The sequence below is a fragment of the Dyella sp. SG609 genome (genome assembly GCF_012275375.1).
Lineage (GTDB): Bacteria > Pseudomonadota > Gammaproteobacteria > Xanthomonadales > Rhodanobacteraceae > Dyella_D > Dyella_D marensis.
Genome location: NZ_JAAZQJ010000004.1, coordinates 177,973 through 193,398, shown reverse-complemented (window position 1 = coordinate 193,398; position 15,426 = coordinate 177,973). Strand labels below are relative to the sequence as shown.

At 64.4% G+C, this 15,426-nt stretch carries 12 protein-coding genes; 5 read left to right on the top strand and 7 right to left on the bottom strand.

Translation table 11 applies throughout. From position 1 onward, the window contains the following. Positions 1 to 36: 36 nt before the first annotated feature. The 4 genes from FHW85_RS09435 to FHW85_RS09420 are packed head-to-tail and all read right to left on the bottom strand — an operon-like array spanning position 37 to position 4,265. On the bottom strand, positions 37 to 906 hold the full coding sequence (locus tag FHW85_RS09435) for a hypothetical protein (protein WP_168648077.1): 870 nt from the start codon (positions 904 to 906) through the stop codon (positions 37 to 39). Positions 907 to 920: 14 nt separating this feature from the next. Further along, positions 921 to 1,562 carry a hypothetical protein gene (locus tag FHW85_RS09430; RefSeq protein WP_168648076.1) on the bottom strand — a complete coding sequence of 214 codons (642 nt, stop codon included), beginning with the start codon at positions 1,560 to 1,562 and terminating at the stop codon, positions 921 to 923. A gap of 38 nt (positions 1,563 to 1,600) precedes the next feature. Then, on the bottom strand, positions 1,601 to 3,520 hold the full coding sequence (locus FHW85_RS09425; RefSeq protein WP_168648075.1) for an ATP-binding protein: 1,920 nt from the start codon (positions 3,518 to 3,520) through the stop codon (positions 1,601 to 1,603). Positions 3,521 to 3,569: 49 nt separating this feature from the next. After that, complete coding sequence (locus tag FHW85_RS09420; RefSeq protein ID WP_168648074.1) at positions 3,570 to 4,265, bottom strand: response regulator transcription factor; 696 nt, start codon at positions 4,263 to 4,265, stop codon at positions 3,570 to 3,572. A 143-nt stretch (positions 4,266 to 4,408) separates the two neighbouring features. On the opposite strand from FHW85_RS09420, the gene FHW85_RS09415 reads away from it, so the two are divergent. The 4 genes from FHW85_RS09415 (at position 4,409) to FHW85_RS09400 (ending at position 11,334) form a co-directional block, all read left to right on the top strand. Further along, the gene (locus FHW85_RS09415) at positions 4,409 to 5,479 is read left to right on the top strand and encodes a helix-turn-helix domain-containing protein (protein WP_168648073.1); all 1,071 of its coding nucleotides are present in this window, start codon (positions 4,409 to 4,411) and stop codon (positions 5,477 to 5,479) included. A gap of 159 nt (positions 5,480 to 5,638) precedes the next feature. Continuing rightward, the gene (locus FHW85_RS09410) at positions 5,639 to 9,283 is read left to right on the top strand and encodes an autotransporter domain-containing protein (protein ID WP_168648072.1); all 3,645 of its coding nucleotides are present in this window, start codon (positions 5,639 to 5,641) and stop codon (positions 9,281 to 9,283) included. 275 nt (positions 9,284 to 9,558) lie between these two features. Then, positions 9,559 to 10,581, top strand: coding sequence for an alpha/beta hydrolase (locus FHW85_RS09405; protein WP_210427754.1), 1,023 nt, complete (start codon positions 9,559 to 9,561; stop codon positions 10,579 to 10,581). Positions 10,582 to 10,752: 171 nt separating this feature from the next. After that, a complete protein-coding gene (locus FHW85_RS09400; protein ID WP_168648070.1) occupies positions 10,753 to 11,334 on the top strand; it encodes a lipocalin-like domain-containing protein in 582 nt (193 codons plus the stop codon). A gap of 105 nt (positions 11,335 to 11,439) precedes the next feature. Here FHW85_RS09400 and ssb read toward each other — a convergent pair whose 3' ends face one another. Together ssb and FHW85_RS09390 are read right to left on the bottom strand one after the other, a co-directional pair. Then, positions 11,440 to 12,051, bottom strand: coding sequence for a single-stranded DNA-binding protein (ssb, locus tag FHW85_RS09395; RefSeq protein WP_168648069.1), 612 nt, complete (start codon positions 12,049 to 12,051; stop codon positions 11,440 to 11,442). Positions 12,052 to 12,176: 125 nt separating this feature from the next. Beyond that, positions 12,177 to 13,166, bottom strand: a complete 990-nt coding sequence (locus FHW85_RS09390) for a DedA family protein/thiosulfate sulfurtransferase GlpE (protein ID WP_167252460.1) — start codon at positions 13,164 to 13,166, stop codon at positions 12,177 to 12,179. A 185-nt stretch (positions 13,167 to 13,351) separates the two neighbouring features. On the opposite strand from FHW85_RS09390, the gene FHW85_RS09385 reads away from it, so the two are divergent. Continuing rightward, on the top strand, positions 13,352 to 14,353 hold the full coding sequence (locus FHW85_RS09385) for a polyprenyl synthetase family protein (protein WP_168648068.1): 1,002 nt from the start codon (positions 13,352 to 13,354) through the stop codon (positions 14,351 to 14,353). A gap of 260 nt (positions 14,354 to 14,613) precedes the next feature. On the opposite strand, the gene FHW85_RS09380 is transcribed toward FHW85_RS09385, so the two are convergent. Then, on the bottom strand, positions 14,614 to 15,402 hold the full coding sequence (locus FHW85_RS09380) for a dienelactone hydrolase family protein (RefSeq protein ID WP_168648067.1): 789 nt from the start codon (positions 15,400 to 15,402) through the stop codon (positions 14,614 to 14,616). Positions 15,403 to 15,426 lie beyond the last annotated feature (24 nt).

Here is a 15,426-nt window from a genome sequence, read left to right as displayed (position 1 = left end):
ACTGCTCAGGTCAGTGCATTCGCCTCGATCTGAAACTCAGGGGCAGCCACCAACGCAGGGACCGATGCACATCTGTTCGACTTTCTGCTCGGATAGACAGACAGCGCCATCGAAAAACTCGCTCTTGTTCCATCTGCTTTCGAGCAGGAAGGGAACCGCCTTGCGCAGAGCTGGCGCATCGAACTGAATAGCTTCGTCGTAGTGCTTGACGACTTCGCCCGCATCTTTCCAAACTGAAGTTTTTCGGCCGTACTGACTAAAGAACGGGTAGATCAGCAGCGAAGCGACAATCTGCTTGTCACGAGCGATAAGCGCTCGCTGAAAACGCAGAGCAACCGCTTCATTGGCCTTCCTATCTGCATCGTATTCCGACTTGATGGCAGTCACTCTGAGCAACTTGACGTCTTCTTCAGCCAATCCATTTCTTAAGTACACGCCATCCAGTTCAAGACATCCATTTGCATCCGGGCTATGGATGGCAGCCAGACTGTCCACTGCACGCAACCTCAACTGATCGCTACGGCCGTTCTTGCCCGCGATATGAATCGTGACGGCTTCACCATCTGGTTGACTGGGGATATCGTGCGAAATCGAATCGCCGCTGATGCCGTACATACCTGACACTTGTTGCGAGAGCGCATCGAATTGAAGAGTCAACCTGATCTGCCTGTTCCCAACCTCCCCGGCATACACGACATGGTCATGGGCGAACAGCGGATTGCTCAGGCAGTTGGCAGATGCACTTCCGCAGAAAAATATGCAGGCCAGCAAGGTCAGGAATTGCTTGCAACACCTGAAGGTTCCGATCAACCGTGGACGCCACACCATGATACGTCGACAGTGCACGCGGATATCGCCAATGACAGCCTCTACTTTGTATTCCAGGATGGGTGAGGCAAGTGCCATGACATAGCTTCCGATTATTTTTTCTCGATGGAACAAACGAGACCAAAACCCTCTTGCTTGAACATCGATCGATTGAATTCGTTCACAACAAGCGGCGAATACAACGACAAGGATGCCGGATACCGCGATCCATTCGACTGCCATTGGGCGTAGTAGGTCTGCCCTCTGTAGAAGAACGGATACCCCAAGGCCGACGTCCCCTTCCCCCAGTAAGGATCCAACTCCCCGTTGGCCGCCTCCACGTAAACAGCCGGAGACGCCGGATTCGAGAACCACTCAGGCTCGCAGCTCGTATTGTCCACGACGTATATGTTTCGGACATGGCCGCCGTTATCGGGATCCAACCTGGTGGCGTAGATCCTCACCTCCGAAGAACGAATGATGTCATCCGCACGCTGGCCGGCCTTGTCGCTCGCCATGGGTGCACCGGTGATCATCAGCATCTCGATGAGCAGCTGCCGATGATCCTGAAGATCGATCTTTCGTAAACTTGCGGACGACAGACCTTCTCGGTTGCCAGAGATATCCATCCTTCTGCGGCACACCGGCATTCGCACATCGACGATGGCGCCCTTATTGAGTGCCTTTGTCATCGCGACGCAGACCGGCTCGCGAGAATAATGCGGGTCAATCCTGTATTCCGCGCCCACTGCCATGGTCGCCACCGCGAACGAAAACAGTCCGAAGGCACCTCTCAACCGCATACTTCATCTCCCCGCAGCACGGGAAGCCAGAGCGTAAATCGCGTGCCGGCCTCTCCGGATACCCATTCGACCCGCCCATTGATCACCTGCGCACGCCGCTGCTGATTATGCAAGCCGCGGCCGCCGCCGCGCGACAACGCGGCCGCCACATCGAAGCCCTGCCCGTTGTCCTCGATGACCACCTGCACGCCATCGCCTTCGACGGCGGTAGCAACACGGATAACCGTGGCCCGCGTATGGCGCAAGGTGTTGGCAACGCTCTCCTGCACGATGCGCAGGATATTCAACGCGCTCGACGGATCCAGCCAATCCAGCGCTGGCAGTTCTTTTACGTCCCACACCAGCGCGACGTTGGCGCTTTCCATGCGAGGTTCAAGGCGGTAGCGCAACGTTGCCAACAACAAGAGTAAGTCCGCTTCCACCGGCTCCATCGAGTCGATTGCCAGCTTCAGGTCATCCATGCAGTCCTTGAGCAACTGCGAAACTTCGGCGTCGCGCATGCGGCCCTGCTCCACCGAGCGGATCGCGCTGATCAGCGTGGAGCCCAGGCCGTCATGCATGTCCTGCATCAGGCGTTGGCGTTCGTCGCTCAGCAACTGGCGCTGTTCGATCTCGCGCAGGCGCTGGTGGCTTGCTTCCAGTTCGGCCTCGCGCAAGCGCAAGCGTTCGGCCAGGCTCGCATTCACCCGCTCCACTTCTTCGATGGCTCGCACATAGCGCCGATACATCAGCAGCCCGAAGAAGATGAATGTCACGCCATTGGTGTACGCGCCGAGGAACCAGCCCTCCGGCCCCACCACATTGTTGTGCAGCATCCAGTCGGACATGCCGAGCAGCTCGCAGATGGCCAGCGCCACCACCACCACCCGCCCCTCCCGCGATGCACGCCAGGTAGCGGCGCCGCCCACGATGCAGATCGCCAGCGCCAGCAGCAGCTCGAGCGCGTAGATCGTCGCCAGCATCGGCGAGGAATTGGGCAAGGCCCATGGCAGCGGCATCGTCGCCAAGCCGATCAGTACCACGGTGGCCACCACCGCACGCCCCAGCCAGCGCAGCGGGCGGCCGTGCAGCAGCCGCAGGAAGAAATGCAGCGAGGTCAGCCCCCAGCACAGCGAGTTGATCACCAGCCAGCCGAACCAGTCGCGAGCGATCGGCAGGTCCACGTAGTAATGCAGATGGCCGGCGAAGGCGGTGGCGGCGAGGCAGAAGAATAGCAGATAGCTGGCATCCTCGCGGCGCCTGAACCACACGAACAGCGCGAAGATGCCCACCGCCAGGAACGCCGCGTTCAACATCGCCGGCAGTCCCGACTGCAGCCATTGGCGCACCTGGTAGCGGCCGCGCAACGCGTCGGCCGGCCCGAGCCACAGCGAAGACACGGCTACGGGATAGCTGGACGTGTGCTGCAGGCCGATCAGGATTTCATGCACCGGCGCATCGCTCGTGCCGGGTTCCAGGTTCATCCACAGCGGCATGAACAGGCTGTTCCACTGCTGGCCGCGCGGTTGCGCGCGATAGGCCAGCTTGCCGTTGATATAGATCGCGATGGGGCCGTCGGTTTTCAGGCGCACGCCGTACAAGGCGCGCGACGCGGTGAGCGCTTGCGCTTCGTCGACCGCCAGCCTCACCCAGGTGGTGAAGTACGCGGACGTATCCGCAGCCTTGACACGCGTCGGCATCGCCAATGGCAAGCGCGTGTCGTGCCAGCCGGATGGAAGGCTCCGGCTGTCCTGCGTAGCCGGCATCGCACCGAAACCCGTCGCCGGCACCGCCTGCCAGCTGGCCTGCGTCAGATGCAGGCATTCGCCGGAGCGCTCGATGCCGCTCACCGCCAGCGAGAGAAAGGCGCCGAGCGCGGCCAATAACGCCACCGAGAAAAACAGCGCCGCCGCCGCGGGGACGCTTTTCAAGGGCGGACGCGGCGCCCGCTCATCCACCGCATCGGCTTTGCCGGTCGAGTCAGCCGTCCAGAATCCCCTGATTCCTGGCCTCATAAATCGCTTCCGCCTTGGATGTCACATTCAACTTGCTGTAGATACGCCGCACGAAGCTGCGCACGGTGAAAGGCGACAACGACATCAGCCGGGCGATTTCATTCGCCGTGAAACCCTTGGTGATGAGTTCCAGCACTTCCTTCTCGCGCGCGGACAGCAGTTGCGCTGCCTCGTCCGGCTTCTGGGCGCGGCTTGCACCCCCTGCCCCCAGCTGCCGGAACCGTGCCAGCACCTGGCGCGCAATGATAGGGCTGATCGGGCTGCCGCCGCTGGCCACGCTGCGGATCTCGTCGACGATGCGGGCAGGCGAACTGTCCTTCAGCAGATAGCCGGAGGCGCCGGCCTCGATCGAGCGGATGACGTGGGTCTCGTCGCCGAAGTTGGTGCTGACCACCACGCTGCAGCTGCTCCACTGCTGCACCGCGGCCTTGATCACGTCGATGCCGGAACCGTCCGGCAGGCCCAGGTCCACCAGCAGCACGTCCACCGGCGCGCCCAGCAGCAACTGCAAGCCTTCGGCGCGCGTGCCGGCGACGCCGGCCAGGCGCAGGTCCTGCGTGCTGTCGATGGCCTCGCTGAGGGCGCGCCTGAAACCCAGGTCGTCCTCGACGATCGCCACGTGGATCAGCGGCGGAGTCTGGCCGGCGGCCGGTGATTCCATGGTGGATCCCTGGGTTCCTTGAAGAAGCGCATTGTGCGCGGCGGCCGGCGGCGGCACCTGTAGCGTGTTTGTTCTACAGACAAGCCGGCGCCCCCTTCCCACGATACCGGACCACGGCAGGTCGCATCGACAGGGGCAGGAGCATGCACACCTTCTGGCAGGATCCGCTCCGCGGCGACGCGGCGCGCACAGCCGCGTGGGCGCGGCACAAGGAACAGGGTTCCGCGGACACCGCGCTGAGCCGCCAGCGCTTCAGCGTGGCCGGCGAACCCAGGGAACGGCAACTGCCGGCCTGGCGCGACCGGCTGGCCGGCATGCTGGAGGTGCCGGTGGCGCCGGCGCAGATCGCCGGCGGCTTCCATGCCGAACTCGATACGTATGTGCTGCCGGACATCGTCTACCTGGACAGCCGTACCGGCCCGACCATGCTGCAACGCTCTGCGCAAAAGATCGCCGCCGACGACATGCGCGACTACTGCTTCCACGTGCTGATGGAAGGCATTGCCGAGACCGAAATCGGCACCGCGCAGCGACGCCCGATCACGCAGTTCGTACCGGGCATTCTCGCGCTGGACATGGGCCGGCCGATGACCATGCGGCGCCCCACGCGCACACGCGCCCTGGCCTTCTTTCTTCCGCGCGCCGTGGTGGAAGCGGCGATTCCGCAGGCGGAGTCGCTGCATGGCAAGGTGGTGGGCTATGCCGCGCCGTCGACACGGCAGTTGCGGGCGCATCTGCAGGACATGTGCGACGCCTTGCCGGCGATGAGCGATACCGAGGCGAGCCGCGCGCTGCACGTGGCGGCCGAACTGATACTCGCGGCCTTCCGCAAGGCGGCCAGCCAGAGCCATAGCCCCCGCGGCGCCGCACGCGCGGCGATGCTTGGCCGTATCAAGCATTACATCGACGCGCATCTGCATTCGCAGGAGCTGGTGCCGGCAAACATCCTTGGCCGCTTTCCGCTGGCGCGGGCCACGCTGTATCGGCTGTTCGAAGCGGAAGGCGGGCTGCACGCGTATATCCGCAATTGCCGGCTGCGCCAGGCGGCGGATGAACTGGCGGGCTCGCGCTCCGGGGCGATCGGCGAGCTGGGCGGGCGGTTGGGTTTCAACTATGCGGCGGATTTCACTCGGGCGTTCCGGCGGGCGTATGGGGTGGCGCCGCAGGAGTTCAGAGCGTCGCAATCGCGGTGGCTGGAGCAGCGTTGCGAGTGAACTTGCAGGAGCAGATGTTCGGGCTTGACTCCGCGCCAATGGCGGCGGTCCAACCCGCCAATCCGGCAAAAGAAAGCGCCAGCCCTGGCGCATCAGCGGCAAACCCCTGGCGTGTCGTTAGTTATTACGACAAGATATTGCGCTCACAAGGGGAAATACATGGAAGCTCTGCGCGGTGCGGCAGCACCCGATCGTACGGTCATGGATGCATGGGCCAGGCCCTGCGCGATGGCGCTGGCAGTGGCCATGGCGCTGGGATTATCCGGTTGTGGTGGCGGTGGCGGTGGCAATAGCGGTGGCGGCAACGTCAGGCCCGCACCACCAGCCACGTCCAGTGACATTAGCGTCGAAGGCGGCCAGGTTACGGTGCGACCGGATACCTTTAGCGGCTCGACGAGCCTGGTCAAGAACGGCGCCGGCACGCTGACGCTTACCGGCGCAAGCAGTCACACCGGCGGCACCACCGTCAACCAGGGCATCCTGCAGATCGGCAATGGCGGCACCAGCGGATCGATCCAGGGCAATGTCACGAACAATGCGTCGCTGGTATTCAACCGCAGTGACGACATCAGCTTCGCCGGCGCCGTCAGCGGCAGCGGTTCGTTGACCCAGCAGGGCACGGGAACACTGATACTCACCGGCGCCAGCACGTACACCGGCGGCACCATGGTGAACGCCGGCACGTTGAAGCTTGCGGCGGGAGCCACGCTGGGCGCAGGCGACATCACCGTGGGTGATCGCAGGTCGTCATCGAATATCGACACCAGCCTGCAGGTAGGCCGAGGTGTGGCGCTATCCAACCGTATCCTGCTGCAGGGTCGAGCGACGCTGATCAATGCAGGGGCGCTTGGCGGCAACGTGGGTGTCGCCGTCAGCGGCGAGAACATCTTCGGCAGCAGCTATGCCGTCCTCAACCAGGACGGCGGCAGCATCCGCGGAAGCCACGCAGGCATCGCCTTCAACGGCTATCCGGGATCAATCGCCAACAACGGCGGCGGAACGATTCAGGGCGGAGATGTCGCTACCGATTTGAGCTACGGTGGATCGGTCAACAACGAAGGCGTCGGCAGCACGATCAGCTCCGGCACGGGCCTCGCGGTGCAGGCGGCCCTGGCCACAAGCACGGTCCGGAACAGCGCGGGCGGCGTCATATCCGGCGGAGCAGGTGCGATCCGCCTGCAGTACGGCGGCAGCGTTACCAATGAAGGCGCCGGCAGTTCCATCTTGTCCAGCAACGGCATAGCCATCGAAGTGACCGGCCAGCCCGGCGCGGTCACGAACGGTGGAGGCGCCACGATCTCGGCGGCGGCCACGGCGGTCTACCTGCAGCACGGCGGCAGCGTGACCAACGATGCCGGCTCCACCATCGCAAGCACCGGTACGCGCGCCGGGGACTGCCCGAAGTCCGGCGGCTGCGCCATTTTCGTCGCTTCGGAATACCTACCCGCAGGCAATGCCGGTGGAGCGCTGGTGCTGACCAACGCGGGCACCATCATCGGTGATGTGAAATTGCGCGAGAACGCGAACAACGCCGTCCTGTTGTCGGCCGGCAGTTCCATCCGCGGCGACCTCGACGTCGGCGTAAGCTCGAATTCCACGCTGACCTTGACCGGCGCAGCAGGAAGCGTGCGCTCGTATGCGCAGACCGTCACCGGTAAAAGCCGCTTCTACGGTGACATGACGGTAGCGAACGGCGGCACCTGGGTCATCGACAACGACAATCTCATTCCGCGCAGCGTAACCATCGACGGCACCGGACCCGATGGCACCACGCTGCAGATCGGCGATGGCGGCTCCAAGGGCTCGCTTGGCCTGGGCGGCAATATCGCGATCCATTCCGGCACCTTGGTATTCAATCGCAGCGATGATGTCACTTTCGCGAGCAGCATTTCGTCCGTGGGAGATGGCGCGCTGATCCATGCCGGCAGCGGTAAGTTGACGCTGGTTCCATGGAATCAGGTGCTCCGTCCCTCGCGGATCACGATCGAGCGCGGAACGCTACAGATCGACAACAGCGGCGACATCCCAGGCAGCGCAACCGGCAATTTTTCGTTCGAGGCGCCGGTGCTGAATAAAGGCGCCCTGCTCTTCAATAGCGCGCGGAATGTTTTTGCCAGCGGCGCGATCTCCGGGCCGGGCTCCGTCACGCAGAACGGCCCGGGCGAGTTGATCCTGCAGTCACCGGACAATACGTACACCGGGGGGACGACGATCAACCAGGGTTCCATCAGGACTGCTTACGCATTGCCGGGCAATGTCAAGGTGAATGGCACAACCACGCTGGAAGGCTACGCGAACGGGGGAGCCGCCCAGCTTGCCGGTGTCGCCGGCGACCTCTACAACTCCGGCAGGGTCGTCGTGCGCGGCGGCGACACCCACATCGGCGGCAGCTACACCAATACATTCACCGGCACCCTGGCCGTGAGCCTAGGCAGCAAGCTCGTGGTCGACGGCAACATTCTGGTGAGCGGAGGCACGCTGGAAATTATCGGTGCCGATCAAGGCTACGTCGCCAATTCCCACACCGAGGTCTTTACCACCACGAAAGGCATTTCGTTTGGTGGCAGCTTCACCCGACTGGCCAAAGCCGCAGGAGTGGTCTTCATCTCATCCAGGATTTACTACGACTCCCACAGCGCATGGCTGGATACCACCGGCCTCGATGTGACGACTGCGGCGGCGGGTGGTGGCGTGACGTATACGCCTTTGTCGCTCGGCAGCGCGCAGCGCGTACAAGGCGCCTTCACCCAACTCAATAGCAAGATCGCCAGCGGCAACCTCTCCAGCGTGTCGAGCGATTTCGTGCAAGCCGCCGGCGAGTTCCAGCAGGCCCCCAACCTGGAGGCTGCACAGGCCTCGCTGCAAAGCCTCTCCGGCCAGCTGCACGCCGCCAGCGCGGCGATGACGTTCGAGGCAATCGACGCCTCCAGCCGTGCGCTGGCCGACCGCTTCGACGACCTGCTCGGCCGCAACACCGGCTACGGCATGTGGACACAGAGCCTCAACGTCGGTGGCGGCATGGGCCGTTCCGGTTATGACGGCGTCGGCTTCCAGTTGAACGGATGGCTGGTAGGCAGCGACCGGAAGATCGGCAGCTCGGGCGTGGCGGGTTTTGCCTTCGGACAGAACCAGGGGCAGCAGCAGCTAGACCAGGCGTACGACCGCAATCGCAGCCGCAGCACCGAGGGCATGCTCTACGCCGGCTGGGTCAACGGCAACTGGTACGCGCAGGGCCGCCTCGGCGTCGGTCATTTTCAGCAAAGCGTCAACCGCCGCTTGCTGCTGGGTTCGAGCCTGCAAGGCGTCTCCACCGACTACAGCGGCAACTACAACGTGGCCTATGGCGAGACCGGCCTGCATCTGAACCTGGCGGGCAGCCGCATCACGCCGTTCGCCAGCGTGGAATACGCCAGCATCGACCGCGACGGTTTCGCCGAACAAGGCGCAGGCGGCTTCGGCCTGCGCACCAATGCGCAGATGCTGGATCGCTGGCGCGCGGGCCTTGGTTTGCGTGCAGCGCGGCGCTGGGATTTCGCGGGTGGCCGCGCCGTGGATTTCAGCGCCAGCGTGCAGCTTCGCCGTACGCTGGCTTCGCATGGCGACGCCTTCGACGCCAGCTTCGTCGGCTTGCAGCAATGGCAACCGCTGGTGGGCATCGGCCTGTCGCGCTATAGTGGCGTGTTGAACCTTGGGCTTAATGCGACGCTGTCGAAGCGCACCTCGCTGCGGTTCAACTACGACTATGAGAAGGGACAGCGCGATCAGGCACAGACCTTGTCGACGAATCTGTTCGTGGCGTTTTGAGGCCAGTGGATCGGAGAGCAAAAACCCCGGGTAACCGGGGTTTTTCTTTGGATAAAGGCTGCTTTTCATCGCCGTGGAGCAAAACGTGGCGCGCCATCCGTCGTCAATAAGGCTCGCCACTCAGCGGAATTAAATTGCGGCGCGCTGCGGAATAAAGTTGCGTCACGCCATGGTGCTCGCACTACGCTCCTGAACTTCGTGCATCACCTCGTGTCGATGGAGGGCCTGCCCGGCGTACTGTCCGGGCCATCGAGGGGAGACACACCGTGAGCGGGATGTACCTGAAGGCGTGCGGCGTCCTTGTGCTGGCCGCGATGTTCGGCCAGGCCGTCGCCACCGATGCCAACCACGCATCCACACCGCAGCGCATACCGGACAGCTATGCGGAAGCGGCGAAGCTGATCGATATCGGTCATGGCCGCCATCTCAATCTGCGCTGTTCGGGCAGCGGGACGCAGACCGTGCTGCTGGAAGCTGGCGCGCTCGCCGATTCCTCCACGTGGTTCAAGGTGCAGCCGCTTTTGGCCACCCACGTACACGTCTGCGCATACGACCGGGCCGGCTTCGGCTTCAGCAGCGAGGGGCCGTTGCCGCGAGATCTCGACGCTGACGTGTCGGACCTGCATGCGCTGATCCAGCACGCCGGGCTGGCGACTCCGCTGGTGATGGCGGGGCATTCGCTGGGCAGCAATATCGTTCGGCAGTATGCGAGCCGCTATCCGGCGGAGGTGAGCGCGATGGTCCTGCTCGATCCGCCCGCGCAGGATATCGGGCGGTTTGCTCCCGGCTGGCAGAAGGATGAGGACACGCTCTCGGTGCAGCGGTTCGCGTTTCTTCGCCAGTGTGCGGCTGCCGCCGAAAAGCACGCATTGCCGTCCACCGATAAGGATCTGAGCCAGTGTCTCGGCGAGGCCGATCCGAACGCCAGCGCGAAGGTCAACGCGGCGAACCTCGCGCTCATGTCGAAGCCTGCGTACTGGCACACCGTGCTGTCGGTACTGCAGAACAATGCCGCGGTGTTCAAGCCGCCTGTGTCGAAGCAGGAGACGCACGGCTCGACACCGCTGATCGTGCTGTCTGCGGCCAATACCTATGCTGATGCGTTGCCGCGGGATCGCAAAGGGTTGGAGGAAGCCAAGGCGCGCACGCAGGCGCAGATCGTTGCCACGTCATCCGGCGGCGCTCTGGTGCATGTTGCGGATAGCTCGCATGACATCGAGATCGATCAGCCGGAGGCGGTGGCGAAGGCGGTCGTGCGCGCTATTGGAGAGGCCCAGCGCACATCGAAGATACCGTAGGCCGCCTGCGGCCGCGAGGCGCGAAATGAGCCGCAAAATCCCTATCCCGGATGTCGGAGCGTAAGCCCCTCTCCGTGCCACCGATCTTCGGGTGACGGGAGATGCCCGCAGCGTCCGTGATCATTTCATTTTGCAATGGCAGAAATTCATTTCTGACGGATTCATTGGCACATGGCGGGAGGCTACGCTTGGCTCCTCCAGCCCAAAGGCATTCCCATGCACCGATGCAAAATAGCTCTCGCGCTGTTGATCTTGTCGCCAACGCTAATGGCCGGCACAAGCGTCCCGGAGAAGGCGGCACAAAGCGCGGACGGGGCGCCCGCTTCGGGCAAAGCCATGTCGCCGCTCGCAGGCACCTGGACCTTAAAGTCTGCGTATGACCTACACAAGGACGGAACAAAGACCTTCGGCTTCGGATCGCAGCCCAAAGGCATCCTGGTCGTCGGCAAGGAGGGGGATTACTCCCTGCAAGTGTTTCGTAGCAACGAGCCGACGCTTGGAGTCGACGAGCGTGGCATGCGCAAGGAATTCAAGCCCGGTGAGTTGGCCAGTACGCATTATGGCCATGTCGATCTCGACGCCGCGGCACATACGGTGACGTTCCACATTGATCTTTCATACATCCAGCGATGGAACGGCACGGTGCAGGTTCGCCCTTATACCTTGTCCGACGATGAACTGAGCTACCAGGTTCCCGCTCAGCCTGGCAGTGACAGCGTCGCCGTGTCGGTATGGAAGCGCATCGGCAAATAGAAGTCATGGATTGCGGCATCCTTTTCTAACTCTGGAAAAAAGAAAGCCCCGCATAAGCGGGGCTTCTATCTCTAATTTTCTCACCACCTAGGAACGGGGTGATCGTCAGAACGGAATATCGTCATCATCAAAACTGTTGTTCTCCACCGGCGGCGGAGAAGACTGGCGCGAGCCGTAGTCGTTGCCGCCGCGGTTGCCGCCGCCGCTGGCGCCGCCACCGAAGTCGCTGCCGCCGCGATTGCCGTAATCGCCGCCACCACCGCCACCGCCGCGGTTGCCATAGCCACCACCGCCGCCACCCTGGCGCTGACCGCCACCACCGCCGCCCTGCGAACGCTGGTAACCGCCGCCACCGCCACCCGCGCCGCCGCCTTCACCGCCGCCACCGCCCAGCATCTGCATCTCGTTGGCGATGATGTCGGTGCTGTAGCGCTCGACGCCGTCCTTGTCGGTGTACTTGTCGGTGCGCAGGGAGCCTTCGATATAGACCTGGCGGCCCTTCTTCAGGTATTCGCCGGAGATCTCGGCCAGCTTGCCGAACAGCTTCACGCGGTGCCACTCGGTGCGCTCCTGGCGCTCGCCGCTCTGCTTGTCGGTCCACTGCTCGGAGGTGGCGATGCGCAGGCTGGTGATCGCGGTGCCGCTGCTGGTGTAGCGCGTCTCGGGGTCGGCGCCCAGGTTGCCGACGATGATGACTTTATTGATGCCACGGGCCATGGAATGGGTTTCCTCGATTGGCCGGCCGTAAATAGGGAGGAGTACGGCCGGGGTTGATATGGCCGGTCATAATACCGATCGCGGTCTCAAGAGTCAGGACGCCGCGCCTTCGCCCCGGGTAAGGCTCAGGCCGCGTGCTGCGTAGGCAGGTGCCCGTCCTCGGCGTCGGCGCCTTCCGGCGGCAGCCGCAGGATGGCGAAGCCGGCCGCTTCCCAGGCGTCCAGGCCGCCCAGCAGGGGGCGCACGCGGCGATATCCTTGCTGCATCAGGTTCTTGGCGGCGACGGCGGCGGAGGCCTCGTTGGGGCAGCTGCAGTAGATGACCAGCTCGGCGTCCAGCGGCACGTCGTGCACGGCGCGGTCGATGCCGGCCACGTCGGCCAGCAAGGCGCCGGGAATCACGCGGGTGTCGACCATGCGGGCGGCCGGCGAGCGCACGTCCACCAGCACCGGCTCCAGGCCTTCGTCGATGGCGCGCTTGAGTTCGTCCACGGTGATGCGCGCCATGCGCAGGGTGGCGATCAGGCGGTGGCGCTGCCACCACTTCATCAGGATGTACAGCGCCAGCAGGCTGCCGACCACTTCCAGCGCGATGGTGCCGGCATTGCCCAGCGCCACCAGCACCTGGTCGATCTGCGGCGCCAGCACATAGCCCAGGCCCACGGCCAGGCCCAGCCACAGCAGGGAACCCAGGCCGTCCATCAGCACGAACATGGCCGGGCGCAGGCCCAGCGCGCCGACCAGGGGCGGGGCCACGGTGGACAGGCCGGGCACGAACTTGGCCACCAGCAGCACCTGCCCGCGCCAGCGCTGGAAGCGCAGCTCGGATTGCTTGACGCAGGAATCGGGGGACAGGGAAATGCGGCACAGGGTGCGCATCACCCCCGCGCCGTAGCGGCGGCCGGCCCAGTACCAGACCAGGTCGCTCAGCAGGCAGGCCAGCAGGGCCAGCCCCACCACGCCCATCAGCGGCAGCTGGCCATTGGCGGCCAGGGCGCCGGCCACGACCAGGGTGGGCACCGCCGGCACCGGCGCGCCGGCCTGCTCGACCAGCACGTTGAAGAACACCAGCACCAGGCCGTATTCGGCCAGCAGGGCAATGATTTCATGGGCCATCGTCGGCACCCCGGGATAGCCGGCGCGAGGCCGGATCGAATGCGCTGATGATTGGGGCGCGGCGGCCGGTTTGCAAACGTTCCAGCGGGGAAACAGGCTGTGTCTCCCGGCGCACCATGACCTTCCGGCGGCGAAATGGCGCGCCCTCCCCCTATAATCGTTCGCTACGAAGCCGCGACCCCGCCATGACCACGATGCCCGCCACCGCCATCCGCCCGACCGATTTCGCCGACGTGCGCGCGCTGGCCGACGACGACATGAAGCGGGTGGACGGCCTGATCCGCCGCCGGCTCTCCTCCGACGTGGTGCTGATCAACCAGATCGCGGACCACATCATCGCCGGCGGCGGCAAGCGCCTGCGCCCGATGCTGCACGTGCTGGCGGCCGGCGCCGCCGGCTATGGCGGCGAGCAGCACATCAAGCTGGCCGCGGTGATCGAGTTCATCCACACCTCCACCCTGCTGCACGACGACGTGGTCGACGAGTCCGACCTGCGCCGCGGCCGCAAGACCGCCAACGCGGTGTGGGGCAATGCGGCCAGCGTGCTGGTGGGCGACTTCCTGTATTCGCGCTCGTTCCAGCTGATGGTGGAACTAGACGACATGCGCGTGATGCGCATCCTGGCCGACACCACCAACACCATCGCCGAGGGCGAGGTGCTGCAGCTGCTCAATATCGGCAATGCCGACGTGGACGAAGCCGCCTACCTGGCGGTGATCGAGCGCAAGACTGCGGTGCTGTTCGCCGCCGCCACCGAACTGGGCGGCGTGCTCGGCGGCCTGCCGGAAGACCAGATCGCCGCGCTGCGCCGCTACGGCATGGAACTGGGCTATGCCTTCCAGATCGCCGACGACCTGCTGGACTACGTCAGCGACGCCGACACCCTGGGCAAGAACATCGGCGACGACCTCGCCGAGGGCAAGCCGACCCTGCCGCTGATCTACGCCATGCAGAAGGCCGACCCGGAGCAGGTGCAGTCGCTGCGCCACGCCATCGAGCACGGCGGGCTGGATTCGCTGGAGCGGATCATCGCGGCGATCCGCGATTCCGGTGCGCTGGACCGCACGCACGAGCACGCCGTGTTCCATGCGCATGCGGCGCGGGATGCGCTGGAAGCGCTGCCGCCGTCGCGGTATCGCGATGCGCTGGCGGCATTGGCTGATTATTCGGTGCAGCGGAGCTATTGATCCGCGCATCGCACCGCTGGCGTAGGTTGGGGTGAGCCAAAGGCGAACCCCAACATCGCGGCCTTCATGCGTCTGGCAACTGACGCTCTTGCCCCCTCTCCCCTGCGGGGAGAGGGTTGGGGTGAGGGGGGCCTACGGAGCGGTGAAGCGGACGCTGCAAAGCGAGCGGTACTTCGTCGATCTTTTACCGCGAGCACCCGCCCCTCATCTGCCTGCCGGCATCTTCTCCCCGGAGGGGAGAAGAGTGCTTCGTATGCAGGTTACGGCGTGTTGCTAAAAGCCCCGCGCAACCAATCCCCCATCATCCGATAGCTCCGCTTCGCCGCCCGCTCGTCATACGCGCAGCCTTCGCGGTGCTGGTCCGTCTCGGTGAAGCAATGCACCGCATTGCCCAGCACCACGAACTGCCAGTCGGCCTTGCTGCCGCGCATCTCGTCCATGAACTTGTCGGCGTCGGGCATGGTGCCCTTGTCGTCGGCGCCGTTGAACACCAGCACGCGGGCCTTGATCTGCCTGGCCAGTTCCGGGTTGTCGGTGGCCAGTCCGCCGTGGAAGGAAACCACCGCGGCCACGTCGGCGCCAGCGCGGGCCAGATCCAGCACGGCGGAGCCGCCGAAGCAGAAGCCGATCGCGGCCAGTTTCGACACGTCGATCGGCGCGTCCTTGGCCTGCGCCTTCAGCTGGTCCAGCGCGTAGGACACGCGCTTGCGCATCAGCGCGCGGTCGCCGTACAGCGGCTTTACCGCGGCCTGCGCTTCCTGGTCGCTCTTCGGGCGGACGGTGGCGCCGTACATGTCGGTGACCAGGATGACGTAGTCCTTGCCGGCGATGCCTTCGGCCTTGCTCAGCGCCAGGTCGTTCACGCCGTACCAGTTCGGCACCATCACCAGCGCGGGGCGCTTGGCGGATACCGCGTCGTCGTAGACCAGCACGCTGTGGAAGCGGGTGCCGTCCAGCGTCCACTCCACCGGCTTGTGCACCATCTTCGCCTGCGCGGCGAAGGCCAGACCGGACAGCAACAGCAGACAACCGAGTCGTGCGATACGCATGATCCACTCCTTGACGGTGTGCGA